At 67.3% G+C, this 23,932-nt stretch carries 22 protein-coding genes; 17 read left to right on the top strand and 5 right to left on the bottom strand.

Annotated elements, in window-relative coordinates:
* Positions 1–116: 116 nt before the first annotated feature.
* Positions 117–1,265 (top strand): acetyltransferase domain-containing protein, encoded by a 1,149-nt coding sequence (locus tag ACVOJ1_RS16545; RefSeq protein ID WP_346480667.1) that lies wholly within the window; start codon positions 117–119, stop codon positions 1,263–1,265.
* Between the two features lie 88 nt (positions 1,266–1,353).
* A complete protein-coding gene (locus tag ACVOJ1_RS16540) occupies positions 1,354–3,108 on the top strand; it encodes a peptide MFS transporter (protein WP_346480666.1) in 1,755 nt (584 codons plus the stop codon).
* A 45-nt stretch (positions 3,109–3,153) separates the two neighbouring features.
* On the opposite strand, the gene ACVOJ1_RS16535 is transcribed toward ACVOJ1_RS16540, so the two are convergent.
* Positions 3,154–5,142 carry a prolyl oligopeptidase family serine peptidase gene (locus tag ACVOJ1_RS16535; protein WP_197600829.1) on the bottom strand — a complete coding sequence of 663 codons (1,989 nt, stop codon included), beginning with the start codon at positions 5,140–5,142 and terminating at the stop codon, positions 3,154–3,156.
* Between the two features lie 162 nt (positions 5,143–5,304).
* Complete coding sequence (locus tag ACVOJ1_RS16530) at positions 5,305–5,940, bottom strand: LysE/ArgO family amino acid transporter (protein ID WP_053516190.1); 636 nt, start codon at positions 5,938–5,940, stop codon at positions 5,305–5,307.
* 138 nt (positions 5,941–6,078) lie between these two features.
* Between ACVOJ1_RS16530 and ACVOJ1_RS16525 the strand changes: the two genes are divergently transcribed.
* The 3 genes from ACVOJ1_RS16525 to ACVOJ1_RS16515 all read left to right on the top strand — a co-directional run bounded on the left by ACVOJ1_RS16525 (position 6,079) and on the right by ACVOJ1_RS16515 (position 8,127).
* Positions 6,079–6,984, top strand: a complete 906-nt coding sequence (locus ACVOJ1_RS16525; protein ID WP_053516191.1) for a LysR family transcriptional regulator ArgP — start codon at positions 6,079–6,081, stop codon at positions 6,982–6,984.
* A gap of 67 nt (positions 6,985–7,051) precedes the next feature.
* Positions 7,052–7,636: a hypothetical protein gene (locus tag ACVOJ1_RS16520; protein ID WP_346480665.1), complete on the top strand. Its 585-nt coding sequence runs from the start codon at positions 7,052–7,054 to the stop codon at positions 7,634–7,636.
* Positions 7,637–7,680: 44 nt separating this feature from the next.
* Positions 7,681–8,127: a GNAT family N-acetyltransferase gene (locus tag ACVOJ1_RS16515; RefSeq protein WP_065182375.1), complete on the top strand. Its 447-nt coding sequence runs from the start codon at positions 7,681–7,683 to the stop codon at positions 8,125–8,127.
* Between the two features lie 27 nt (positions 8,128–8,154).
* On the opposite strand, the gene ACVOJ1_RS16510 is transcribed toward ACVOJ1_RS16515, so the two are convergent.
* Entirely contained in the window at positions 8,155–8,562 is a 408-nt protein-coding gene (locus ACVOJ1_RS16510) for a hypothetical protein (protein ID WP_346480664.1), read from the bottom strand.
* Between the two features lie 65 nt (positions 8,563–8,627).
* Positions 8,628–9,743: a PAAR domain-containing protein gene (locus ACVOJ1_RS16505; RefSeq protein ID WP_346480663.1), complete on the bottom strand. Its 1,116-nt coding sequence runs from the start codon at positions 9,741–9,743 to the stop codon at positions 8,628–8,630.
* Positions 9,744–9,957: 214 nt separating this feature from the next.
* Here ACVOJ1_RS16505 and mqo point away from each other — a divergent pair, with 214 nt between their 5' ends.
* The 11 genes from mqo to ACVOJ1_RS16450 all read left to right on the top strand — a co-directional run bounded on the left by mqo (position 9,958) and on the right by ACVOJ1_RS16450 (position 22,469).
* Positions 9,958–11,649, top strand: a complete 1,692-nt coding sequence (gene mqo / locus ACVOJ1_RS16500; protein WP_346480662.1) for a malate dehydrogenase (quinone) — start codon at positions 9,958–9,960, stop codon at positions 11,647–11,649.
* A 266-nt stretch (positions 11,650–11,915) separates the two neighbouring features.
* Entirely contained in the window at positions 11,916–14,105 is a 2,190-nt protein-coding gene (locus ACVOJ1_RS16495) for a TonB-dependent siderophore receptor (RefSeq protein ID WP_283218922.1), read from the top strand.
* A 131-nt stretch (positions 14,106–14,236) separates the two neighbouring features.
* On the top strand, positions 14,237–15,880 hold the full coding sequence (gene mdcA / locus ACVOJ1_RS16490; RefSeq protein ID WP_346480661.1) for a malonate decarboxylase subunit alpha: 1,644 nt from the start codon (positions 14,237–14,239) through the stop codon (positions 15,878–15,880).
* Positions 15,881–15,890: 10 nt separating this feature from the next.
* Positions 15,891–16,211, top strand: a complete 321-nt coding sequence (mdcC, locus tag ACVOJ1_RS16485) for a malonate decarboxylase acyl carrier protein (protein WP_053516201.1) — start codon at positions 15,891–15,893, stop codon at positions 16,209–16,211.
* Positions 16,208–17,116: a biotin-independent malonate decarboxylase subunit beta gene (locus ACVOJ1_RS16480; protein ID WP_053516203.1), complete on the top strand. Its 909-nt coding sequence runs from the start codon at positions 16,208–16,210 to the stop codon at positions 17,114–17,116. Before mdcC ends, ACVOJ1_RS16480 begins: the two co-directional genes overlap by 4 nt.
* Positions 17,113–17,823 carry a biotin-independent malonate decarboxylase subunit gamma gene (gene mdcE, locus ACVOJ1_RS16475; protein ID WP_053516205.1) on the top strand — a complete coding sequence of 237 codons (711 nt, stop codon included), beginning with the start codon at positions 17,113–17,115 and terminating at the stop codon, positions 17,821–17,823. The genes ACVOJ1_RS16480 and mdcE overlap by 4 nt, the downstream gene beginning before the upstream one ends.
* On the top strand, positions 17,816–18,457 hold the full coding sequence (gene mdcG, locus ACVOJ1_RS16470) for a malonate decarboxylase holo-[acyl-carrier-protein] synthase (RefSeq protein WP_346480660.1): 642 nt from the start codon (positions 17,816–17,818) through the stop codon (positions 18,455–18,457). Before mdcE ends, mdcG begins: the two co-directional genes overlap by 8 nt.
* Positions 18,454–19,311: a triphosphoribosyl-dephospho-CoA synthase MdcB gene (mdcB, locus tag ACVOJ1_RS16465; RefSeq protein WP_262100219.1), complete on the top strand. Its 858-nt coding sequence runs from the start codon at positions 18,454–18,456 to the stop codon at positions 19,309–19,311. Before mdcG ends, mdcB begins: the two co-directional genes overlap by 4 nt.
* Positions 19,308–20,228 carry a malonate decarboxylase subunit epsilon gene (mdcH, locus tag ACVOJ1_RS16460; RefSeq protein WP_346480659.1) on the top strand — a complete coding sequence of 307 codons (921 nt, stop codon included), beginning with the start codon at positions 19,308–19,310 and terminating at the stop codon, positions 20,226–20,228. Before mdcB ends, mdcH begins: the two co-directional genes overlap by 4 nt.
* A 106-nt stretch (positions 20,229–20,334) precedes the next feature.
* Positions 20,335–21,690, top strand: coding sequence for an SLC13 family permease (locus ACVOJ1_RS16455; protein WP_053516216.1), 1,356 nt, complete (start codon positions 20,335–20,337; stop codon positions 21,688–21,690).
* Positions 21,691–21,749: 59 nt separating this feature from the next.
* A complete protein-coding gene (locus tag ACVOJ1_RS16450; RefSeq protein ID WP_065174583.1) occupies positions 21,750–22,469 on the top strand; it encodes a GntR family transcriptional regulator in 720 nt (239 codons plus the stop codon).
* A 65-nt stretch (positions 22,470–22,534) separates the two neighbouring features.
* Here the strand turns inward: ACVOJ1_RS16450 and ACVOJ1_RS16445 are convergent, their stop codons facing one another.
* A complete protein-coding gene (locus tag ACVOJ1_RS16445) occupies positions 22,535–22,831 on the bottom strand; it encodes a hypothetical protein (protein WP_065174582.1) in 297 nt (98 codons plus the stop codon).
* 152 nt (positions 22,832–22,983) lie between these two features.
* Here ACVOJ1_RS16445 and ACVOJ1_RS16440 point away from each other — a divergent pair, with 152 nt between their 5' ends.
* Positions 22,984–23,931, top strand: a complete 948-nt coding sequence (locus ACVOJ1_RS16440) for a nucleoside hydrolase (protein ID WP_065174581.1) — start codon at positions 22,984–22,986, stop codon at positions 23,929–23,931.
* Position 23,932: the final 1 nt, after the last annotated feature.

Raw genomic sequence — 23,932 nt, 5'->3', positions numbered from 1 at the left:
GCGGATCAGGCAGGACACGGATCAGGCACAGGCAGCAGACGCATCCGGCACATTCCGGCTGGGCATTCCGCAAACGATATGTTATATCTTTTCGATTGAACGACATCGCCGTCCGCATGCCCTCTCCGCCACCGGCCCGCCTCACCTCCATCGACCAGCTGCGCGGCACCGTCATGCTGTTGATGCTGCTCGACCACGTGCGCGAGACCTTTTTCCTGCAGCACCAGGTCAGCGACCCGATGGACGTATCCACGGTCTCCCCCGCGCTGTTTGCGTGCCGCCTGCTGGCCCACCTGTGCGCACCGGTGTTCGTGCTGCTGACCGGCCTGTCGGCCTGGCTGTATGGCCAGCGCCAGGCGGATCCGCGCCGGGCCACGGCCGCGTTCCTGCTCAAACGCGGGCTGTTCCTGGTGGTGCTGGAACTGACCCTGGTGAATTTCGCCTGGACCTTCCAGCTGCCTCCGGACACCGTATACCTGCAGGTGATCTGGGCGATCGGCCTGAGCATGGTCGCGCTGGCCGGCCTGCTGTGGCTGCCACGCGCGGCGCTGCTGGCGCTGGCGGTACTGCTGTTGGCCGGCCACAACCTGCTCGACGGCGTGCGCGTGGCAGGCGACGGTGTGCTGCCGGTGCTGTGGAAGGTGCTGCACCAGCGGGACTGGATCGAGGCCGGTGCACTCCGGCTGCGCACGTCCTATCCGGTGCTGCCGTGGATCGGGGTGATCGCGCTCGGCTATCTGATGGGGCCCTGGTTCGCGGCGGACCGCATGCCAGCGCAGCGTCACCGCTGGCTGGTGTGGGCTGGGCTGGCAGCGCTGGGCATGTTCGCCCTGCTGCGGTTCGGCAACGGCTATGGCGATACGCCCTGGCAGTTCCAGCAGGGCGCGCTGCGCACCTGGATGAGCGTGTTGAACGTGACCAAGTATCCGCCATCACTGCAGTTCCTGTTGCTGACCCTGGGCGTTGGCCTGCTGTGGCTGCGCCTGTTTGAGTGGCCTGCGATGGCACGGGCGTTGAGGCCGCTGGCAGACATCGGCGCGGCACCGATGTTCTTCTACCTGCTGCATCTGTATCTGCTGAAGCTGCTGTATCTGGCGGCGCTCGGGTTCTGGGGGCCGACCCACGGCAGCCTGTACGCTCTCGATTCGGTCGCCGGCCTGATCCTGGTGGCCTGTGCGTTGGCGGTGGTGCTGTACCCGCCGACGCGGGCATTCGCGCGGTTCAAGGCGCGTCGGCGCGACCTGGGCTGGCTGCGATACCTGTGACCCCGCTCGCCGGGCGCGGCCTGATGCTGCCCGCCACGGGCGTGGCGGCGGGCCTATAATCGCGCCCTTTCCGCAGTGCCCGCCGTCGATGACCGTTGCCGCTCCCGCTTCCGACGACTTCCTTGGCCACCCCAAGGGCGTCTACGTCTGCTTCTTCACCGAAATGTGGGAGCGCTTCTCCTTCTATGGCATGAAGGCGCTGCTGCTGCTGTACCTGACCAAGTACCACCTGTTCGGCGACAAGGCCGGACTGGACCTGCTTGGCGCCTACGGTGGCCTGGTGTACTGCATCCCGGTGTTCGGCGGCATGCTGGCCGACCGCTGGCTGGGCATGCGCCGTGCAGTGCTGTTCGGCGGCATCCTGCTGGTGCTGGGCCATCTCGGCATGGCCTTCGAAGGCCACGCGGCATACCGGGTCAACGGTGAAGTGGTGCGCGACACCTCGGCGCTGGCGGTGACCTATCTGTCGCTGGCGCTGATCATCATGGGCGTGGGCTTCCTCAAGCCGAACATCTCCACCATCGTCGGCAAGCTGTACGCCAAGGACGACCCGCGCCGCGACTCGGGCTTCTCGCTGTTCTATGCCGGCATCAACCTCGGGGCGCTGTTCTCGTCGCTGGTGTGCGGCTTCCTCGGCGAGGCCTATGGCTGGAAGTATGGCTTCGGCGCGGCGGGCATCGGCATGCTGGCCGGGCTGGCGATGTTCCTGTGGGGGCAGCAGTACCTGCACGGGCATGCCGAGCCGCCACAGCCGGCCGCGCTGAAACAGCGGGTGCTGGGCCTGCCGCGTGAATGGCTGATCTATCTGTGCGCGGTGCTCGCGGTGCTGCCACTGGCGTGGCTGATGTGGGCCGCCGGTAACGGTGCGTTCGCTCTGGGCGGCGAAATCAGCCTGGCGTTGATGCTGATGCTGGTGGTGCTGGGGGGCGTGCTGGTCTGGTTCGCCTGGTTCACCGGCAGCCAGTGCACGCCGGTGCAGCGCCAGCAGATGATCGCACTGATGGTGCTGATTTTCCTGGCGCTGGTGTTCTTCACCCTGTACGAGCAGTCCTATGGCTCGTGGGTGACGTTCACCGATCGCCTGCTGACCAAGGACATCGTTCCCTCGCTGGTGATCACCGACGGCACGCCGCTGCCCTGGTCGATCCTGTCGTTGCTGCTGGCGCCGCTGGGCTTCGTGGTCAGCGCGCGCCTGACCGAGCGTCGGCCGGGTTCGGCCGCGCCACGCCGGTTCTTCATTGCCATCGTCGCGCTGATGCTGGTCCTGCTGGTGCGCGACTGCCTGGTGATTCCGCAGACCGCCGGCTCCCTGACCTATCTGGGCGGACTGTTCCTGGTGCTGCTGGCGCCGGCCTTCGCCGCCCTCTGGACCTGGATGGACCGTCGCGGCTGGGAGCCGGGCAAGCCAGTCAAATCCGCCTGGGGCCTGGTGATCGGCGCGCTCTCGTTCGTCCCGCTCGCATTGGCCGCACAGCAGGTCGGCGCCACCGGCGAGATGGCCAGCGTGTGGTGGCTGGTCCTGGCCTACTTCCTGTTGGCCAGTGGTGAGATGTGCCTGTCGCCGGTGGGCCTGTCGGCCGTAACGCAGCTGGCCGTGCCGCGGGTGATGAGCCTGATGATGGGCACCTGGTTCCTGGCCACAGCGTTCTCCGAGACGCTTGCCGCGCTGTTCGGCAAGCTGGCGGCCATCGACGTGCCCGAAGGCGGCACGCTGGACATGGCGGCGGCGGCCGGTGCGTATGCGCACCTGTTCTGGCTGCTGATGTGGATCGGCCTGGGCTGCGCCCTGCTGGCCTTCATCGCCGCGCCGCTGCTGAAGCGGATGATGCACGGGGTCAGGTAACTGCACTGCGCGGCGGCGGATCGTGGATCCGCCGCCACTCTGCGTTTACGGCGCCTTGCCCTTCCCTGCCGGCGCCGATGCCTGGGCGGTCTTGCCTCCCAGGCTGCGCGACAGGAATGCGAGCAGCTTGTCGTAGTACTCGGTGCGATGGGCCAGGGTGTAGAAGCCGTGCCCCTCGGTCTTGTAGTACAGGCTTTCCACCGGCGTCCCGGCACGCTTCAGTGCCGCTTCCATGCGCTCGGTGTGCTGGATCGGCGCACGCTTGTCTTCGCCACCGGCCGCGAGGAACACCGGCACCTTGATCTGCGTGGCCAGGTTCACCGGCGAAACCGCGCCCAGCTTGGCCGGATCACCCAGCCATTCGCGCAGGAAGGTCACGCCCGAGTCGCGCTCCTGCACATCGCCGCGGGCAAACATCAGCGGCAGGTCGTACACGCCGACATAGCCGGCCGCGCACTGGTACAGCCCCTGTTCGCGGGCAGCGCCCATCATCGCGGCGTAGGCCCCGTAACTGGCACCGTAGATGCAGATGCGTCTGGCATCGGCGATCCCCTGCGCGATCGCCCAGCGGGTGGCGTCGGTGACGTCATCCTGCATCGCGGCGCCCCATTGCTGGGCGCCGGCCTGGGCATGCGCGCGGCCATAGTTCCCCGAGCCACGGAAGTTGACCTGCAGTACGGCGTAGCCGGCGGCGGCCAATATCTGCGTCTCGCGGTCGTACTGGCCATTGTCGAACACGTGGAACGGTCCACCGTGCGGCATCACCACCATCGGCAGGTTGCGTCCGTCGCTGCCGGAGGGCACGGTGAGGAAGCCGTGCAGCGGCAGGCCGTCGCGCGCCTTGAGTGCCACCGGACGCACCGTTGCACTGCGATCGATGTCGATCCAGTCGCTGCGGCTGATCAGGTGATCAGCCTTGCGGGCCTCCGTGTCGTACACATAGAAGTCGCCGGGATTGGTGCCTGACCAGGTCTCCACCAGCACCACGCGGCCATCCCGGGTACTGGACGTGATGTAGACCGGCCCCCCGAAGGCCGCCTCCAGGCTGCGGTACAGGCGCGCCTCCGGCGACTTCTCGTCGAAGAACCGGGTCCGCGGTGTGTCGCCCATGTACAGGGCGCCCACCGGCACATGGGTGCCGGGCCGGTGGATGATGCGGTACGGATCGACCACCTCGTCGCGCAGCACGACAGCGCGCTCACCGGTCTGCGGATTCCAGCTGACGATGGCATCCGGCCCCTGCGTCTGCTCGGCCTGCAGGTACGCCAGGCTGCCATCCGCGGAGAAGCCGATCGCGGTCTCGATGCGCTTGCTCACTGCCTCATCGTTGATCATCTTCCAGCTGTCGCCCGATCGCTCGCGGTAGTACAGCTTGTTGACATTGTCGCTGCCGGACCCGTGGACGAACCGGACTTCGCCCTGGCCATCGGTGGTGAACTCACCGCGCCGCACCGGCGAGGAGGCCATGCGCACGCGCCTGCCGCTGGCCACGTCCATGCGTTCGACGCGGGTGAACGGATCCTCCGCGAACGGCCATACCGTCACCAGCACGTTGCGTTCGTCGCCGGGCAGATCATCGGCCAGGAACGCCGCGACCGCCTCGACTTTCTTCGGCTGGATGCGGGTACCCGGGCCCTTGCTTTCGACGCGGTAACCGACCAGCAGCTCGCCGCGATTGCCGTTGGCATCGATGGCGTAGAGCTCGCCGGTGGGATTGGGCTTATCCAGCGCGCCCCACTTCTCGGCCAGGCCGATCAACAGCCGTTCGTTGCTGACCCAGTCGAATTCGTAGGCGTGATTCTTCTGCGGCGGGCGGAAGCTGCCCACGAGCTGCTTGTCGGCCAGCCGCATCACCGCGATCGCGGTGCTGTCCTCCATCGGCACGGTGGCAGCGACATACTCGCCCCCCGGCGATATCTTGATGTCGGTGAAGGTCTCCTGGCGCAGGAACTGCGTCAGATCCACCGCCCATGCGCTGCCCGCGGCAACGCTACCCACGACGACCAGTGCGGCCGTCAACATCGTCCTGCGCATCCTTCCCCCTGCTCCGATGGACACCTTGTCCTGTACACGGATTCTAGGCAGGCGCCGTCTGTCCCGCCAGAGCCGGAAAAGACGACGGCACCGTTGCCGGTGCCGTCGTTGCCACTGCCTTGGAGAGAGAGTCAGGACGTGGGTTCGGGGGCGTGCGCCGGGTCAGTGGACCCCGCGCACCGCCAGGGTGAGGGCCAGGATGCTGAGGATCACCGCGATGGTGCCGTCAAGCACACGCCAGGTGCTGGGCTTGGTGAACAGCGGCGCCAGCAGGCGCGCACCGAGACCCTGCGCGGTCAGCCACAGGCAGCTCGCGGTGACCACGCCGGCCGCGAAGGCCATGCGTGCGTGGCCGAAGTTCTCGGCAATGGAGCCGATGACCATCATGTCCAGCCAGAAGTGCGGGTTGATCAGCGAAAAGCCGACCGCCGCCATCAGCACCGCGCGGCGGCTGCCGTCGTCGCTGTCGGCTTCACCCATGCCACCGCCACCGGCAATGGCGCGGCGCGCCGACTTCATCGCGTACCAGGCCAGGAAAGCCACGCCGGTCCACAGCACGGCCGAGGTCAGCCACGGCAGCGCCGAGGTCAACGTGCGCAGGCCGGCCACGCTGGCGAAGATGAAGAACGCATCGATGGCCGCGCAGGTGGCGACCACCGGCACGATGTGCTTGCGCAGGATGCCCTGACGCAGGATGAAGGCGCTCTGGGCACCGACCACGGCGAACAGGCCGATACCGGTGGCTGCACCAGAGAACCAGGCACCGAGGCCGGTGCCGGCGGAGATGACCGAAAACATGGGATTCACTGCCTTGTCTTGCTGGGGGGAGGGTGCCTCGCGAAGGCGGACAGCACCGGGTACGGGCGCCATTGTCGCGCCGCAACATAGAAAAGACGAGCTAAACTTCCTAAACCAACATTAGCGGAACTTAATACCATGCGCATCGACCATGCCCAGCTGCGCGCGCTCGCCGCCGTGATCCGCGAAGGCAGCTTTGATCGCGCGGCGCAGTCGCTCAATGTCACCCCCTCGGCCATCTCGCAGCGGGTCAAGGCGTTGGAGGATCGTGTCGGACGCCTTCTGGTGAAGCGTGGCGCCCCCGCCACTGCCACCGCCGAAGGCCAGGTGCTGGTGCAGCTGGCCGAGCAGACGGCCCTGCTCGAGCATGACGCCCTGCACCGGATGGGCCTGGCCGATGAGGATCTGCCCCAGGCCAGCATTCCGGTGGCGGTGAACCACGACAGCCTGGAAACCTGGTTTCCGCAGGCGGCGCAGCAGTTCGCACTGGGTACCGGCACCACGCTCGACCTGCGCGTGGAAGACCAGGACCACACCGTGGAGCTGCTGCGGCAAGGCACGGTGCTCGGCGCGGTGACCACCCTGGACGAGCCGGTGCAGGGCTGCCAGATCCATGCACTCGGCAGCATCCGTTACGCGGCCACCTGCACGCCGGAGTTCCGCGAACGGCACTTCGCCAAGGGCGTGACCGCGCAGGCGCTGGCGCAGGCACCGGTACTGGTGTTCAACCGCAAGGACGAAATGCAGTCGCGCTTTGCCCGGCGCATGGCCGGCGATGACCTGCCCAGCACCGCGCCGACCTGGTGGATTCCCTCCACCCGTGCCTTCGTGCAGGCCAACCTGGGCGGCATGGGCTGGACCATGAACCCCCTGCCGCTGGTCAAGCGGCACCTGGATGCCGGCCGCCTGGTCTACGTGCGACAGCGCGCGTGGGAGGACGTGCCGCTGTACTGGCAGCACTGGAAGGGCGATGTACAGACCATGGCCCTGCTGACCCGCGCGGTGCTGGAGGCGTCCTCGACGCTGGTGCGGCGCAGGCGCTGACGCCATATGCATCCCCTCCACAGCGGGCATGCCTCTACTGTGCGGAATCCGATGACAGGACGGGCCGATGCAGACCGATCCGCTGTTCCTGCATATCCGCGTAGTGATGGGCATCATCCTGGGCCTGTCGATCACGACCCTGCTGAAAGGGATTGCGCAGATCATCGAGCATCCGCAGCGACGCGGCTGCTCGGCACTCCATCTGTGCTGGGTGGCATGGACGCTGGTGTCGCTGGTCACCTTCTGGTGGTGGGAGTTCCGCCTGATCGAAGTCCACCGCTGGACGTTCGAGACCTATCTGTTCGTGATCTGCTACTGCGCGACCTGGTTCCTGCTCTGCGCCCTGTTGTTCCCGGATGACCTGCGCGACTACGGCAGCTACGGCAATTACCTGATGCAGCGCCGACGCTGGATATTCGGCGTGATCGGCGCGCTGACGTTGCTGGATCTGGTGGACACCGCGATCAAGGGCACAAGCCGGTGGCATCTGCTGGGCGCGGCGTATCCGGTCCACACCCTGCTGATGCTGCTGGTGGTCCTGCTGGGCTGGAAACTGCACTCCGGCCGGGCACAGCTGCGACTGGCCGCGGCCACCCTGCTCTACCAGATCGGCTATTTCACCGCCGAATACTTCACAATCGGCAACGATTGAACGAGACGGGCAGTTCCTTCAGCGCCCGGTCACAAGGAGGTGCCATGACCATCCGTTACCGCGATGCCCACCCCGACGATGCCGCCGCCTGCATCGACCTGCGCGGGCGTACCCGCGAGAATGCCTTCAGTGCAGCGCAGCTGGCCGAGCTGGGCATCACGACGCAGAGCTGGGCCGAAGGCATCTGCAACGGCGATTTCATCGGACGCATCGCCTGCGACGGCGAGCGCATGGCCGGCTACGGGTTTGCCGACCGCGAAAGCGGCGAGGTGCTGGTTCTGGCCCTGCTGCCGGAGTACGAGAATCTGGGCATCGGCCGACGTCTGCTGCAGGATGTGGTCAGCCTGGCCCGGGATGCCGGTCACCACCGGCTGTTCCTTGCGTGCTCGGCCGACCCGCGCTCGCGCTCGCATGGCTTCTACCGCCATCTCGGCTGGTGCCCGACGGGCGAGATCGACGAAACCGGCGACGAGATTCTCGAACTGCGTTGACCCCAAGCGGAGTGCCGGCCGCTGCGGTCAGTCGGCGTCGACCACGTGCAGCTGCGCCTGGACCACCTGCGCCTCGGCGCCGGTGGAACCGGGTGTCAGATTGATCGAGAACTGCAGGGTCACATCCATCGGGCGCAGGGCGAAGCGTGTCAGCTCCTGCGGCTTGATCGGGAAACCGATGCGCAGGGACTGGCCCGCGCGCAGCTCCTGCGTCTGCTGCCGCAGCGCGGCCGAGGCCATGCCGCTGCGCAACGCCGTGGTCTTCTCGGAGTGGTTGTCCTTCACCCTGACCGACGGGCCACGGCTGCGGATGTACTCCAGCGGCAGCGACACAGGCTCGCTGCCGCTGTTGCGCAGTTCCAGTTCGACGTTGAGGGTGTCACCGCGGAAACGGCACTGGGCATCGTCCACGCAGCGCGCATGAAGTTCGATCATGGGAGGAAGCTCCTTGCTGTGGGCCGGCAGCGCTGCGGCAGCGGCAAAAGTGGCAATCAACGAAATCACTTGACGGTGCATGTTATCTCCCGGCCGATTTCCCGGCTCAGCAGTTCACGTACTTCCCGCGCGATGTTCCAGGCATGACGCGGCCGGGTCACCGCGCAGTCCACGGAATTCATGATGGTCGCCGCCGGATCGGTCAGCTCACGGGAATCCGGAACGGCAACCAGCACCTCCGGATCCAGAGTGCCATCGGGCTGGACGTAACGCACGGTCTCTTCGTCCGGGTCGTTGTACGAATACTCGTCCGGCACGCCCAGGGTGTGGGCGAACTCGTGGGCGAAGGTCCAGGCCGTGGTCGACACGGAGACATCGATATCCGGGAATTCCACCTGCTCCCGGTCATAGGTGCGATGAACGATCAGCCTGTAGTCGCTGCCGCCCTGCACCCACCGCACCTCGTAGCGGATCGGGAAGCTGCGGGTGCCGCACGCGGGATCATGGACGTCCAGCGTGAACCGGCCGTTCCAGAACTGATCGATGCCGCGCTCCATGCACGCCTTGACCGCCGCCACCTCGGCAGCGGTGACGCCGGGCTTGGGCATCACCTGCACCTTGATCGACACCACCACCTCGCCCTGGGCCTGCAGCGGAACATCGATGCGGTAGCTGACCTGGAAAGGATAGTCATGCTTGTCGCCATTGACGTCATAGGCTTCGTAGTAGCGCCCGTCCACGTCACGGTCGATCTGCGCATCATGGTCCGCCACCCAGCACTGCGGCGCGTCCTCGTCGCGCACGGCGGTGCCGGGCGCTGCGAAGGGGGGTGTCTGCAGGGTCGGCTTCAACAACGGCGCGACGATCGCTGCGATCGCCGCCACTCCGGCGCCTGCACCGGCGCGCCCTCCACCGCCGGCCACCACGTGGGCGCGCTGCTGCTTGCCCGATACCAGTGCGCAACCGCAGCTGGCCCTGTCGCCGTCGCGGGCGACCGGCTGGCCATCGATGACCAGGGTGGCATCGCCGGAAACGATCGAACCCGGACCATGGCGTGCACAGATGACACGGTCGCCGACACGCGCCACGGCGCGCCCTTCGATATCGGTATGCGGGGAACCTGTAAGGACCGAACCGCCCGTCTGCAGGGCGTCACCCACCACGATCAGCATCCGTGACATCGTTGCGCGGCCCCTCCGTGGCCGGTGGTCGTTCTGGAATCAGCCGACAAGTCTACCCCGGAGCGACCGCCAGCAGGATGATGCATTGCACAAAAACCGGACCCGTTCCGGGTAGAATCCTCTGCAAGGATGCTGCAAGGCGTTGTTTCTTCACGCCCTTCCCCTGCCCAGCGCGCATCCTGATCTCCTCCCCTCCGCCAACGATCCCGCCCCCATGAAGAAATTTGGCAAGGCCCTGCTCGCCCTGCTCGTGCTGTTCCTGCTGGCTGCCGCCGTGTTCCTGTACTGGCCGCTGACCCAGCGCTCCGTACCCGCCGCCAGCAACGACAAGCCTGTCGACGTTGTGCTGGTCGGCGCCGGCATCATGAGCATCACCCTGGCCACCTACCTGCAGGAACTGCAGCCGGACTGGAACATCCAGGTCTATGAACGCCTCGACGGCGTCGCCGGCGAAAGCTCCGACGGCTGGAACAACGCCGGCACCGGCCACTCGGCATTCGCCGAGCTGAACTACACCCCGGAACTGCCCGACGGCAGCATCGAGACCAAGCGTGCGGTCGGCATCGCCGAATCGTTCGAGGTCTCGCGCCAGTTCTGGTCGCACCAGGTGAAGGAAGGCCGGCTCAGCGAGCCCAGCGACTTCATCAACCCCACGCCGCACATGAGCTTCGTCTGGGGCGATGACAACATCGCCTACCTGCATAAGCGCCAGCAGGCGCTGGTGAAGAACCCGCTGTTCTACGGCATGCAGTACTCGGAAGACCCGGCACAGATCCGGCAGTGGGCTCCGCTGATGATGGAAGGCCGCGATCCGAAGCAGAAGGTCGCTGCGACCTGGATGCCACTGGGTACCGACGTCAACTTCGGCGTGATCACCCGCCAGTTGACCGCCGGCCTGCAGCGCAGTCCGAACTTCAGCCTGCACCTGAACCACGAAGTCTCGGCACTGCGGCAGAACGCGGACAAGAGCTGGAACGTCACGGTGAAGGACCTCAAGGCCGGCACCGAGAGCACCACCCACGCCCGCTTCGTGTTCATCGGTGCCGGCGGCGCCGCGCTGAAGCTGCTGCAGATGTCAGGCATTCCCGAGTCGAAGGACTACGCCGGCTTCCCGGTGGGCGGCCAGTTCCTCGCCTTCCAGGGCCAGGACGTGACCTCGCGCCATGGCGTCAAGGCCTATGGCATGGCCGAGACCGGTTCGCCGCCGATGTCGGTGCCGCACCTGGATGCGCGCAAGCTGGACGGCAAGCCGGTGGTCCTGTTCGGACCGTTCGCGCTGTACAGCACCAAGTTCCTCAAGCACGGCTCGTGGTGGGACCTGTACTCGTCGGTGACCCACAACAACGTTGCGCCGATGCTGGAAGTGGGCAAGGACAACCTGGACCTGGTGCAGTACCTGATGAGCCAGGCGCGGCTGAATGATGCCGACCGCCAGGCCGAACTGGTCAAGTACCTCCCCAATGCCAAGCCGGGCGACTGGAAGCTGGTCACCGCCGGCCAGCGCGTGCAGATCATCAAGCGCGACCCGTTGAAGGGTGCGGTGCTGCAGTTCGGTACCGAGATCGTGACCGACAAGGACCACACCATCGCTGCGCTGCTGGGCGCTTCGCCCGGTGCCTCGACGTCGCCGCCGATCATGCTGGATCTGATGGCCAAGGCCTTCCCCGAGCAGATGAAGGCCGGCTGGGAAGCCCGCCTGCGTGAGATCGTGCCCTCCTACGGGCGCAAGCTCAACGACAGTGCGGCACTGGTCAACGAGATTCGTTCGATGACCAGCCAGACCCTGAAGCTGCCCTACCTGGAAGTGCCGGCCGATGCCACGGCTGCACCGGCCACACCGCCGACGCCGACGCCGACGCCGGGCAAGGAAAAGCGCAACGCCAACGAGGAACTGCAGGCGCTCTGAGCCCGGGTCTTCGATGACACCTACGGACGGCCACCTTCGGGTGGCCGTTCGCATACAGGGAGCTCGGCTTCGCCGGGGCTCGCGGTGCGTGTCCCAGGCATCGACCAGCCCGGGCGAATTGTAATGTTGTTAAGAACGATTTACATTTGCGCCTCGCGCGGACCGCCCGCGCTCACCAGACGGACCTGACCCAGCCCGAAGCCGCCGCCCCGGGTACCGCCCGGCTGTTGCCGCCCTTCCGACTCTCCCGCATCGAGCCCACCAAGATGTCCCTGCACTCCCCTACCCGCCCGCTCCGTCGCGCGCTGCTGCCGGCCGCGCTGCTCGCATCCCTGGCCCTGTCGACACCGTCAGCATTCGCCGCCGGCGATGCCGCAGCCGATGCCAAGACCCTGGACCGCGTCAGCGTGCGCGCCGACCAGGCTGCGCCGCCCTCAAGCAGCACCCGCCTGCCGATCACCCTGCAGGAAACGCCGCAGTCGGCCACGGCCATCAGCCTGCAGCGCCTGCAGGACGAATCGCTGTTCAGCATCAACGACGTGCTGCGCAACGTCACCGGCGTCAGCGTGTCCTTCTATGACACCCAGCGCCCGCTGTACTACGCCCGCGGCTTTGCCATCACGGACTTCCAGGTCGATGGCATTCCGACCTACAGCGGCTCCACCAACCAGGAATACGACACCGCCTTCTATGACCGCATCGAAGTGATCCGCGGTGCCAACGGCCTGCTCAGCGGCGCGGGGGTGCCTTCGGCCACGGTCAACCTGCTGCGCAAGCGCCCCGGCAAGGACTTCGACGCCTCGTTCTCGGTGAGCGCCGGCAGCTGGGACTACCGGCGCATGGAGGCCGACGTCACCGCGCCGCTGACCGCAGATGGCCGGTTCCGCAGCCGCGTGGTCGCCGCCTATACCGATCGTGATTTCTATTACGACCGCTACAAGGAGAACAAGATGGCCGGCATGGCGGTGCTGGAGGGCGACCTGACCGACAGCACCACGGTCACCCTCGGCTACCAGACACAGGACAACAACCCGGTCGGTTCGACCTGGGGTACCGTGCCGTTCTTCGACAGCCGCGGCGACTTCGCGCACCTGCCGCGCTCGACCAACCTGGCACCGAAATGGAGCTACTGGCAGCGCGAGACCAGCACGGTGTTCGCCAACCTGGAGCAGCGTTTCGGCGAGGACTGGCTGCTGAAGATCAACACCGCCCACACCCGTGGCAATGTGCAGAACATGCGCCTGTACGGCACCGGCAATCCCGATCCGGCCACCGGTGCGGGCATCTACCTGCGCACTGCCGCTGGCGACTCCGAGGACACCCGCCGCAACATCGATGCCTACCTGACCGGCACGTTCCCGCTGTTCGGCCGCGAGCATGACGTCACCCTGGGTGCCCAGTGGTCCGATCTGGAAGGCACCACCCACACCGTTGCCCTGAACTACCCGCGCGACTGGGCCACCTGCGGCCGCGAACGCTGCTACTACATCCCCAACGTGTACGACTGGAACGGCGACATCCCCGAGGTGACCTACACCCGTACCGGCGCGCGCCGCGTGCAGAAGACCACGCAGAGCGGCGTCTACCTGGCCGCGCGCCTGCGCCTGGCCGATCCGCTGTCGTTGATCGCGGGTGCGCGCCTGAGCCGCTGGGAAACCCTCAGCCGCTCCTACAGCGTGGCCGGTGCGTATACCGGGACCAGCGGGGCCTACAAGGTCAGTGATGAAGTGACCCCGTACGTGGGACTGGTCTACGACGTCACGCCGCAGTTCTCGGTCTATGCCAGCTACACCGAGATCTTCAACCCGCAGAACTTCAAGGACCGCAACGAGAACCTGCTGGCGCCGGTGCAGGGCTCGAATCTGGAAGCGGGCATCAAGACGCAGTGGTTCGATGGGCGACTGACCGCCAACGCCGCTGTGTTCGAGGCCAAGCAGGACAACTATGCCGTGCGCGACATGGGAGTGCCGGAAGGCTCGCTCAGCGATGGCACCTCGGCCTACATCGGCGTCAACGGCACCAAGTCGCGTGGCTGGGAAATGGACGTCAACGGCGAGATCCTGCCGGGCTGGACGGTCAACGCCGGCTTCACCCATGTCAAAGTGACCCGCGCCGCCACCGACCTGCTGTACGCCAACCCGCCCGAAGACCTGCTGCAGCTCAACACGCAGGTGCGCCTGCGCGGTGCACTGGAACGCCTGAGCCTGGGCGCCGGCGTGCAATGGCAGAGCAAGGTGCAGGGCTACAACATCCCCTACCCGCTGGGCGGCACGGTAACCGTGAACCAGCCGGCCTACACGCTCGTGCAGTTCAACGCCAACTACCGCATCAGCGACAACTGGACGGCAACGCTGAGCGTGCGCAACGCGCTGGACAAGACCTACTGGGCGAACCTGGACTACAACAACTACGGCGAACCGCGCTTCGTCGCCGCCAGCCTGCGCTGGAAGTTCTGAGAACGACCGGCTGAAAGCCTGCAACCTGAATGGGCCCGCCATTGGCGGGCCCTTCTTTTTGCTGCGCTGCAGGTTGCGTCGCCTTCCGTAATTATGGCGTAATTATCTCAACGCCAATCGGAAGCCGGTCGATGAACCCGAGCTGGGACACGCTGGAACGCAGCCGCCAGGCACGTCTGCAGCGGGCTGCGCCCTGGAGCAGAGGCCGTGCAGTGGCCGCCAACGATGTGGGCGAGCTGCTGCACGCCCTGCTTGAACCCGGCGACAAGGTCTGCCTCGAGGGCAACAACCAGAAGCAGGCCGACTTCCTGGCCGAATGCCTTGCCGGGCTGGACCCCGCCCGCGTGCATGATCTGCACATGGTGCAGTCGGTGCTGTCGCTGCCCTCGCATCTGGACGTGTTCGAGCGGGGCATTGCCTCGAAGCTGGACTTTTCCTTCTCAGGCCCGCAATCGGTGCGACTGGCCAACCTGGTGGCCGAAGGGCGGATCCAGATCGGGGCCATCCACACCTACCTGGAACTGTTCGGCCGCTACTTCATCGACCTCACGCCGCGCGTGGCCCTGGTCGCAGCGCAGGCCGCCGACCGCGACGGCAACCTCTACACCGGGCCGAACACCGAAGACACGCCGGTGATCGTCGAGGCGACCGCCTTCCGTGGCGGCATCGTCATCGCCCAGGTCAACGAGATCGTCGACACCCTCCCCCGCGTCGATATCCCCGCCGACTGGGTCAACTTCGTCGTGCAGGCACCGCGCCCGAACCACATCGAACCCCTGTTCACCCGCGACCCGGCACAGATCTCCGAGATCCAGGTGCTGATGGCGATGATGGCGATCAAGGGCATCTACGCCGAATACGGTGTGAACCGGCTCAATCACGGCATCGGCTTCGACACGGCCGCGATCGAACTGCTGCTGCCGACCTATGCCGAATCGCTGGGCCTGAAGGGCAAGATCTGCCAGCACTGGGCGCTCAATCCGCATCCGGCGCTGATTCCCGCGATCGAGTCGGGTTTCGTGAAGTCCGTGCACTCGTTCGGTTCGGAACTGGGCATGGAGAAGTACATCGCCGCGCGCGGTGATGTGTTCTTCACCGGCGCCGATGGCTCGATGCGCTCCAACCGCGCGTTCTCGCAGACCGCCGGCCTGTATGCGTGCGACATGTTCATCGGCTCGACGCTGCAGGTCGACCTGCAGGGCAACAGCTCCACCGCCACCCGCGACCGCATCGCCGGCTTCGGTGGCGCGCCGAACATGGGCTCGGATGCGCGCGGCCGCCGTCATGCCAGCGACGCCTGGATCAAGGCCGGCCAGCAGGCCGCACGCCCGGGCGAGATGCCACGCGGGCGCAAGCTGGTGGTACAGATGGTGGAGACCTTCCGCGAACACATGGCACCCGCGTTCGTTGACCGCCTCGATGCGTGGGCGCTGGCCGAACGCGCTGGCATGCCACTGCCACCGGTGATGATCTACGGCGATGACGTGAGCCATGTGCTGACCGAGGAAGGCATCGCCAACCTGCTGCTGTGCCGCACCGCGGAGGAGCGCGAACAGGCGATCCGCGGCGTGGCCGGTTACACCACGGTCGGTCTGGGCCGCGATCGCGCGATGGTGGAGAACCTGCGCGACCGGGGCGTGATCCGGCGACCGGAAGATCTTGGCATTTCGGTGCGCGACGCCAGTCGTGACCTGCTGGCCGCGCGCTCGGTGAAAGACCTGGTGCGCTGGTCCGGCGGTCTCTACGACCCGCCCAAGCGCTTCCGCAACTGGTAAGGGGCACGCGATGGAAACCCTCGACTATCGATTCGACGGAAGAACCCCGGTGCGGTTCCCGCACGACGCGGTGCTGGTGGGCGTGCTGGCGTCCGGCAATCTGGAAGTCCTGCTGGAACCTGCCGCGCAGGACGGCGCAATGACCGTACATGTCGTCACCGCCGCGCAGGGCTTCGGCACCATCTGGCAGGCGGTCATCGGTGATTTCGCCCGGCGGCATCCGCTGCGCGACGTGCGCGTATCGATCAACGATGCCGGTGCCACCCCAGCGGTGGTCAGCCTGCGCCTGGACCAGGCGGTGGAGACACTGCTCGCCGGAGAACCGCGATGAATCCGATGCCACGACGCAGCTACCACGAGGCCGATGCCCGTGCCCGTATCGCCGGGCTGGTCGATGCCGGATCGTTCACCGAGTATCTCGGGCCGGCCCGGCGCGCCATGAGCCCGCACCTGGCACAGCTGGATCAACCCGCCGCGTTCGACGATGGCATCGTGGTCGGTGCGGCCTCGCTGCGTGGCAGGCGTGTGCTGATTGCTGCACAGCAGGGCGAATTCATGGGGGGCGGTGTCGGCGAAGTGCATGGCGCCAAGCTGACCGGCCTGCTGCGCCGGGCCGCGCAACACAGGCCCGACGGTGTGCTGCTGCTGCTCGACACCGGCGGCGTGCGCCTGCATGAAGCCAATGCGGGCCTGATCGCCATCTCCGAGATCATGCGCGCGACCCTGGACGCGCGCGCCACCGGCGTGCCGGTGGTGGCCCTCATCGGCAGCGGCAACGGCGCCTTCGGCGGCATGGGCATCGTCGCCCGCTGCTGCACCACGGTGATCATGTCCGAGGAAGGGCGACTGTCGCTGTCCGGGCCGGAAGTGATCGAGACCGTGCGCGGCGTAGAGGAGTTCGACTCGCGTGACCGTGCCCTCGTATGGCGGGTGACAGGCGGCAAGCACCGCTACCTCATCGACCAGGCGCAGGTTCTGGTTCCCGATGCCATCGACGCATTCGCCCAGGCCGCATTCGAGGCGCTGCAGCCAGACGCCGCCAGCGCAGACGCCGATGCCGCGCTGGCCGCGCTGCAGCAGCGACATGCCGCCCTGCAGGCCCGGGCAGAGGCCTGGGGGGACTGCCGCGATGGTCTGGAGATCTGGGCACGCCAGGGAATCGATGATCCCGAGCGCCTGCCGCTGCTGGACACCGACGCGTTCCTCGCCGCCACCGCCCACAGGAAACTGCCATGACCGCGCCGCTGCAGCCCCTGCTTGACGCGCTGTTCCCGCGCGGCCACGACGTAACCGTGCACGATTCCGTGCTGACGGGAAGCGCCAGTACCGAAGATGGCGAGGTCACGGTCATCGGCACCACTGACAAGCTGGAAGTCGGTGTCGATCATGCGCTGGCACTGGCGGCAACAGTACTCGCCAGCACCGCCGCACATCCGCAGCGACCGATCGTGATGCTGGTGGATACCGCAGGCCAACGCCTTTCGCGCCGCGACGAACTGCTCGGCATCAACGGTTACTTCGCCCACCTCGCGCAATGCCTGGACGTCGCGCGGCGACGCGGCGCACGGCTGGTGACCCTGGTCCATGGCGAGTCGGTCAGCGGTGGCTTCCTCTCGTTCGGCCTGATGGCGGACACCATTCATGCGCTGCCGGATGCCCAGGTTCGGGTGATGGACCTGCGGGCGATGGCTCGCGTGACCAAGCAACCGCTGGAAAAGCTCCAGGCGCTGAGCCTGACTTCGCCGGTGTTCGCACCCGGGGTGGAAAACTACGTGGCGATGGGTGCGGTACGGTCGCTGTGGTCGGGCGAGCTGGCGCAGGCCTTGCTGGATGCCCTGCGCGCGCCGGCCGACGGCGACCACCGTGCCGCACTGGGTGCCGAACGGGGGGGCCGCCTGCAGGCGGCTGCCGTCGCGGGCGCGGTGGCCAACGGCGATGCCTGAGCGTCTGGCCCGCCACACGCTGGTCTGGTTGTCGGCCCACGCCGACTGGCGGGCCGATGTGGCTGCGCAGGAACCGCGGCTCGCCGCATGGTTCGCGCAGGGATTGCCGGCAATGGTCGCGCGACGCGCGGCAGACGACCCCGATTCCCGCCTGCGGCTGGGTGTGCCGTTGCCACCGGGCGAAGGCAAACAGCGGCTTGCACTGCGGGTGCCGCTGCAGGATGTACAGCGTCGGCAGGCGCCGCCGGCACTGAGCGACATCCTGGCGGCAGGCGTATGCCCCGCCTGGCAGGCACCGTTGCACGCTCTCGCCACGCTCGCGCCGGCCCGTGTGTTCGGCGCATTCGCCTGGCAGCACGTTACTGGCCTGCCCTATGTGCATGACCGTTCCGATATCGACCTGCTCTGGGAGGTCCCGGATGCGGCACGGGCCGATGCGCTGGTGACACGGCTGCGGGCGTGGGAAGCGCAGCATCCGCAGCGGGTCGACGGCGAGCTGTGCCTGGCCCGCGGTGCTGCGGTGAACTGGCGCGAGTACGCCGGCAGCAGCCGTCAACTGCTGGTCAAACGCCTTGACGGCGCAGCCCTGGAAGCACGCCACCGTCTATTCGAGGACACCGGGGTGGCCGCATGAACGCCGTCGCGCCGCGCCTTGCCGGCCGCAGCACCGCGCCCGACAGTGCACGCCTAGGCCGCATGGCGATCGCCGCGCTGCATGCCGAACTGGCCTGTGCGCCCAAGCCCGGCCTGGTCACGCCGTTCGACAGCGGCAGCCATGACGACATGGATGCCGGTACGTTCCTGCGCAGCCTGTTTGCCCTGCGCCACTATTTCACTGCGGTTGCCCGCGATGGCGCCGCCGAAGCGCCGTTCCATCGGCTGCGCGACCACGGCCTGGCCGCCGAAGCGGCGATGCTGCGCGCCACCGGCGGCGTCAACACCCACCGCGGAGCGATCTTCAGCCTGGGCTTGCTGGTGGCAGCGTCAGCCTCGTGCCGCACGCGTCTGGGCCGAGCCGCGACCGGTGAACAGGTATGCCAGGCGGTCTGCCAATGGGCGGACGCCTTCGCCACCTCGCCCCTGGATGTGAACAGTCCGGGGCAGCGCGCGCGCGCGCGTCACGGCGTACCCGGCGTGCGCGAGCAGGCGGCCGCTGGATATCCCCTGCTGCGTGGGCTGGCCCTGCCGGCACTGCGCCATGCGCTGGGCGCAGGGCTGCCACGCGAAGCTGCACTGGCCCATACCCTGATGCATCTGGTCGCAGAGGTCGAGGATCTGAACCTGCTGCATCGGGGCGGTGTTGCCGGACTGCGCTGGGCCCAGCAGCAGGCACGCGGATTCCTCGACGCCGGCGGTGCCTTTGCCGCCGGCTGGCGACCCCGCCTGCAGGACATCGGCGATGCCTTCGTCGCACGCCGGCTCAGCCCGGGTGGCAGCGCCGATCTGCTGGCCTGCAGCGTCTTCCTGCTGTTGCAGGAGCAGGCGTGATGCTGGCCCTGCTCTGTCCGGGACAAGGTACGCAGCATGCTGCGATGTTCGATCACGTGCGCGACAACGACGCCGCGCATGGCGTGCTGCTCGCCGCCAGCGAGGTGCTGCAGCGCGACGTGTTCACCGCTGCTGCGGCCGAGGACCGGTTCGACAATGCGCAGGCACAACCGCTGCTGTGCGCGGCCAGTCTGGCGCAGTGGCACGCCCTGCGCGATGCATTGCCGGTGCCGACCGTGGTGGCCGGCTACAGCATCGGCGAACTGGCGGCGCATGCCATTGCCGGCACCTTCGACGCTGGCAGCTGCCTGGCCCTGTCGGCACAGCGCGCGCATCTGATGGACGGTGCCAGCGCGGCAGGCGCCGGCATGCTGGCGGTGCTGGGCCTGGATCGTACGACGTTGCAAGCGCTGTGCGATGCGCAGGGTACCCACATCGCCATCGTCAACGGCGAGGATCACTTCATTGTGGGAGGCATCCGGCACACCCTGCAGCCGCTGGCCGATGCGGCGCACGCGCTCGGTGCGCAGGTGCGTCCGTTGCCGGTCCACGTCGCTGCCCACACGCCCCTGCTGGCGGCTGCGGTGGCGCCCTTCGCCGCCGCGCTGGAGCGCTCGGGCATGCGGGCACCCCGCCTGCCGCTGCTGGCGGGCATCGATGCACGGCCCGTGCGCGATGCCGCAACGGCGGTGCACAGCCTGTCGGCACAGCTGGCACAGACCATCGAGTGGGCACAGGTGATGCGGCAGGCCTTCGAACGCGGTGCGCGGGTGTTCCTGCAGCTGGGCCCGGGCAATGCGCTCGCACGCATGGTCGCGCCGTCCTACCCCTGCTGCGAGTTCCGCGCGGTGGAAGAGTTCCAGAGCCTGCATGGCGCTGCGGCATGGGTCCGCAGTGCGCTGCAGCGCCTGCAGTAACGGGTTCGAGCAGTACGTATCACGCAACACTGCAGTACGTCGCCTTACCCCGGGGATGGCGGGTCTCCATCCGCGCTGTACGTGAGCCACGTGTCTGGGAGGGCGCATGAGTCCACAAATCGCAACGATCATCGGTCTGGTGATCATGTTCATCGTCGCCACCGCACTGCCGATCAACATGGGCGCAGTGGCCTTCGCACTGGCCTTCATCATCGGTGGTGTCTGGGTCGGCATGGGTGGCAAGGAAGTCCTCGCCGGCTTTCCCGGCGATCTGTTCCTGACCCTGGTCGGCATCACCTACCTGTTCGCCATCGCGCAGAAGAACGGCACCATCGACCTGCTGGTGCACTGGGCGGTACGCGCGGTGCGCGGCCACATCGTGGCCATTCCGTGGGTGATGTTCGTGGTCACCGCGGTGCTGACCGCCTTCGGCGCCCTCGGCCCGGCAGCGGTGGCGATCATCGGTCCGGTCGCGCTGCGCTTCGCCAAGCAGTACAACATCAACCCGTTGATGATGGGCCTGCTGGTCATCCACGGTGCGCAGGCCGGCGGCTTCTCGCCGATCAGCGTGTACGGCAGCATCACCAATGGCGTGGTGCAGAAGGCCGGGCTGGAGGTCACCGAGATGGCAGTGTTCCTGACCAGCCTCGGCTTCAACTTCATGATGGCGATCATCTGCTTCCTCGCCTTCGGCGGCATCGCGCTGATGCGACGTGGCTCGATTACCGCGGGCGGTGCGGAACTGGCAATGGCCGGTGGTCCGCAGGCGTCGTCGCGGCAGTTCGCCATCGAAGGCCATGGCGCGCTGGTGGCGGCCGGCGGCGGCACCCTGAGCAACGATCCGGCGGCGCTGGATGCAGTGGGTCTGACCCGGGAGCGGTTGTTCACCCTGGTCGGCCTGCTCGGCCTGGGCGTGGCGGCACTGATCTACAACCTCAACGTCGGCCTGGTGTCGATCACCGTCGCAGTGGCGCTGGCACTGCTCTCGCCGCAGAGCCAGAAGGGTGCGGTGGATGGCATCAGCTGGTCGACCGTTCTGTTGATCTGTGGCGTGGTGACCTATATCGGCGTGCTGGAGCATGCGGGCGCGGTCGACTTCATCGGCAACGGGGTCTCCAACATCGGCATTCCGCTGCTGGGCGCTCTGCTGGTGTGCTACGTCGGCGGTATCGTCTCCGCATTCGCATCGTCCGCGGCGGTGCTCGGCGCAACGATTCCACTGGCGGTGCCGTTCCTGATGCAGGGGCACCTGGGTGCAGCCGGCGTGATCTGCGCACTGGCAGTGTCGTCCACCATCGTCGATGTCAGCCCCTTCTCCACCAACGGTGCACTGGTCGTGGCATCGGCGGCGAAGGAAGAACGCGAGACGCTGTTCCGCCGCTTCCTGGTCTACAGCGGCCTGGTGGTGGCATTGGGGCCGCTGCTGGCCTGGCTGGTGTTCGTGGTGCCGGGCTGGATGTAGGCGATGACCGGTCGTGCCGGCTGACGGCCGGCACTACCGCCAGCGGGTACACTCTGCCAATGGCCATCGCCCCTGCTCCACGGTCCCCGAAGAAGCGCGCCCCTCTGTACGAGGAGGTCGCCGAACATGTGCGTGAGCGCATCTATGACTATCGCCTGCCCCCCGGCGAATGGATCGACGAGCCTGCGCTGTGCAGTGAACTGGGCATCAGCCGCACCCCGCTGCGCGAGGCGCTGAAGCTGCTGGCAGCCGAAGGCCTGGTGCAGATCGACGCCGGGCGCGGCAGCCGGGTAACCCGGCTGACGCTGGAGGACCTCAACCAGCTGTTCCCGGTGATGGCCATGCTGGAGGGCCGCTGCGCGCATGAGGCGGTCAGGCATATCGATGATGCGGGCGTGGCCCAGCTGGAATCCCTGCATGCCGCGATGGAAGCGGCGGCGGCTGACGGCAACATCGCCGAGTATTACCGCAACAACTACCTCATCCACGAAACCGTGCAGCACTATGCCGGCAATCCGTGGCTGATCCGCATCACCCACGACCTGCACCGCATCCTGAAGATGCATCGCGGCCGGCAGCTGCTGACGCCCGGACGCACTGCGCAGTCGCTGGCCGAGCACCGCGAGCTGATGGAGTGCTTCCGTCGCCGTGATGCCGACGCGGCAGAGCGCACGATGGAACGGCACCTGCTCAGCCAGGGCCAGGCACTGGCCGCCTACGTGGCGGCCGGGGGCCTGCTGAACGTACCGGCGCCGCTGCCGACCGAAGGCGGTGCCTGAGCGAGCTGTCGCCCCGCCGGGCGTGGCCCGCATTGCGGGCGGTGGCTGACCCTGTTCCTGTGGCGTCAATCGCCGCAGCTGCCGCCGTCGCTGCCACAGTCCGCAGAGGGGGCATTGCCCTCGTGGGCGCCATCGCTGGCCCAGATCGCGCCGTCCTGGCTGCGTGCCTGCAGTCCGAGCGGGCCCTCGGCGGCTGCCACCAGCAGGCAGACGACGGCGCCGATCAGCGGCAGCAGCCAGATCACCAGCACCTGCGCGGCCCGGTTGCCCGACGACAATTCCTGCCGACGCAGAATGACCCAGCTCGCCAGCAGATTCAGGCCCAGCACCAGCAGGACCAGCAGAAGGGTCACGATCAGCACCAGGCGTCTCCCGGCATGGATATCGACGCCATTATGGCCCGCCGCCCCGCCAATGGCCCTGCCTGTCATGAAGATGGGACAATGTAGCGCGCGCCGGCCTGCCTCCTGGCCGCCGGGCCCCCCGCACCACACGGAAGAAGAAGAACAACAACATGCTGAAAGTCATTTTCGATACCGACCCGGGCGTCGACGACGCCCTGGCCCTGCTGTACCTGCACAAGCATCCGCAGATCGACCTGATCGGCGTTACCACCACCTTCGGCAACGCCTCGGTGGAGTCCACCACCCACAACGCGCTGTACCTGAAGCAGGCCTGGGCGCTGACTGCGCCGGTCGCGCGTGGCGCCGCGGGTCCCCTGCAGCCCGATGCCACGCCGGAAGCCTGGCCGGTGCACATCCACGGCCACAATGGCCTGGGCAATCACCCGGTACCTGCACAGCTGGACGTGACCGCCGACGCTCGTCCTGCGCACCAGCTGATCATTGATCTGGTGCGGGCCCATCCAGGCGAGGTCACGCTGGTCGCGGTCGGCCGCATGACCAACCTGGCCCTGGCCCTGCAGCAGGCACCGGAGATCGCCGGCCTGGTGCGTGGCGTGGTCATCATGGGGGGCGCCTTCCACGTCAACGGCAACATCACCCCGGCCGCCGAGGCCAATATCTGGGGCGATGCGGAAGCCGCCGACGTGGTGTTCACCGCACAGTGGCCGGTCACCGCGATCGGCCTGGACGTGACCACCCGCGTCGAGATGGACCGTGACGGCCTGGACAAACTGGCTGCGGTCGGGGGTGCCGATGCCGAACTGGTGCGTGCGCTGTCGCAGGATTACGTGGACTTCTACCTGCAGGCCGGCCACAAGGGCATGGTCGTGCACGATTGCTGCGCCTGCATCGCGCTCACCCGCCCGGAGCTGTTCCGCTTCGAGCGCGCAAGCGTGCGCGTGGCCACCGACGGCGTCGCCCGTGGCATGACCATTCCCAAGCCTGAAGGCCTGGCATTCGGCCCCAGCGTATGGGACGGCCACGTGGTGCAGTCGATTGCCATTGGCGTGGATGCCGCCGCCGTGCTGGCCGACATCGAGCAGACGCTGAAGGTGTGAC

Source organism: Stenotrophomonas sp. STEN225, from assembly GCF_056756445.1.
The sequence above is the reverse complement of the archived record's forward strand: the minus strand, read 5'-3'. Positions and strand labels throughout refer to the sequence as shown.

Coding starts and splice junctions, on each gene's coding strand:
- ACVOJ1_RS16480 (WP_053516203.1), top strand. CDS start 16,208: ATGAATCCGATGCCACGACGCAGCTACCACGAGGCCGATGCCCGTGCC.
- ACVOJ1_RS16495 (WP_283218922.1), top strand. CDS start 11,916: ATGTCCCTGCACTCCCCTACCCGCCCGCTCCGTCGCGCGCTGCTGCCG.
- ACVOJ1_RS16540 (WP_346480666.1), top strand. CDS start 1,354: ATGACCGTTGCCGCTCCCGCTTCCGACGACTTCCTTGGCCACCCCAAG.
- ACVOJ1_RS16545 (WP_346480667.1), top strand. CDS start 117: ATGCCCTCTCCGCCACCGGCCCGCCTCACCTCCATCGACCAGCTGCGC.
- mqo (WP_346480662.1), top strand. CDS start 9,958: ATGAAGAAATTTGGCAAGGCCCTGCTCGCCCTGCTCGTGCTGTTCCTG.
- mdcA (WP_346480661.1), top strand. CDS start 14,237: ATGAACCCGAGCTGGGACACGCTGGAACGCAGCCGCCAGGCACGTCTG.
- mdcE (WP_053516205.1), top strand. CDS start 17,113: ATGACCGCGCCGCTGCAGCCCCTGCTTGACGCGCTGTTCCCGCGCGGC.
- ACVOJ1_RS16530 (WP_053516190.1), bottom strand. CDS start 5,940: ATGTTTTCGGTCATCTCCGCCGGCACCGGCCTCGGTGCCTGGTTCTCT.
- ACVOJ1_RS16450 (WP_065174583.1), top strand. CDS start 21,750: ATGGCCATCGCCCCTGCTCCACGGTCCCCGAAGAAGCGCGCCCCTCTG.
- ACVOJ1_RS16535 (WP_197600829.1), bottom strand. CDS start 5,142: ATGCGCAGGACGATGTTGACGGCCGCACTGGTCGTCGTGGGTAGCGTT.
- mdcB (WP_262100219.1), top strand. CDS start 18,454: ATGAACGCCGTCGCGCCGCGCCTTGCCGGCCGCAGCACCGCGCCCGAC.
- ACVOJ1_RS16505 (WP_346480663.1), bottom strand. CDS start 9,743: ATGTCACGGATGCTGATCGTGGTGGGTGACGCCCTGCAGACGGGCGGT.
- mdcC (WP_053516201.1), top strand. CDS start 15,891: ATGGAAACCCTCGACTATCGATTCGACGGAAGAACCCCGGTGCGGTTC.
- mdcG (WP_346480660.1), top strand. CDS start 17,816: ATGCCTGAGCGTCTGGCCCGCCACACGCTGGTCTGGTTGTCGGCCCAC.
- ACVOJ1_RS16440 (WP_065174581.1), top strand. CDS start 22,984: ATGCTGAAAGTCATTTTCGATACCGACCCGGGCGTCGACGACGCCCTG.
- ACVOJ1_RS16515 (WP_065182375.1), top strand. CDS start 7,681: ATGACCATCCGTTACCGCGATGCCCACCCCGACGATGCCGCCGCCTGC.
- ACVOJ1_RS16455 (WP_053516216.1), top strand. CDS start 20,335: ATGAGTCCACAAATCGCAACGATCATCGGTCTGGTGATCATGTTCATC.
- ACVOJ1_RS16510 (WP_346480664.1), bottom strand. CDS start 8,562: ATGATCGAACTTCATGCGCGCTGCGTGGACGATGCCCAGTGCCGTTTC.
- ACVOJ1_RS16520 (WP_346480665.1), top strand. CDS start 7,052: ATGCAGACCGATCCGCTGTTCCTGCATATCCGCGTAGTGATGGGCATC.
- ACVOJ1_RS16525 (WP_053516191.1), top strand. CDS start 6,079: ATGCGCATCGACCATGCCCAGCTGCGCGCGCTCGCCGCCGTGATCCGC.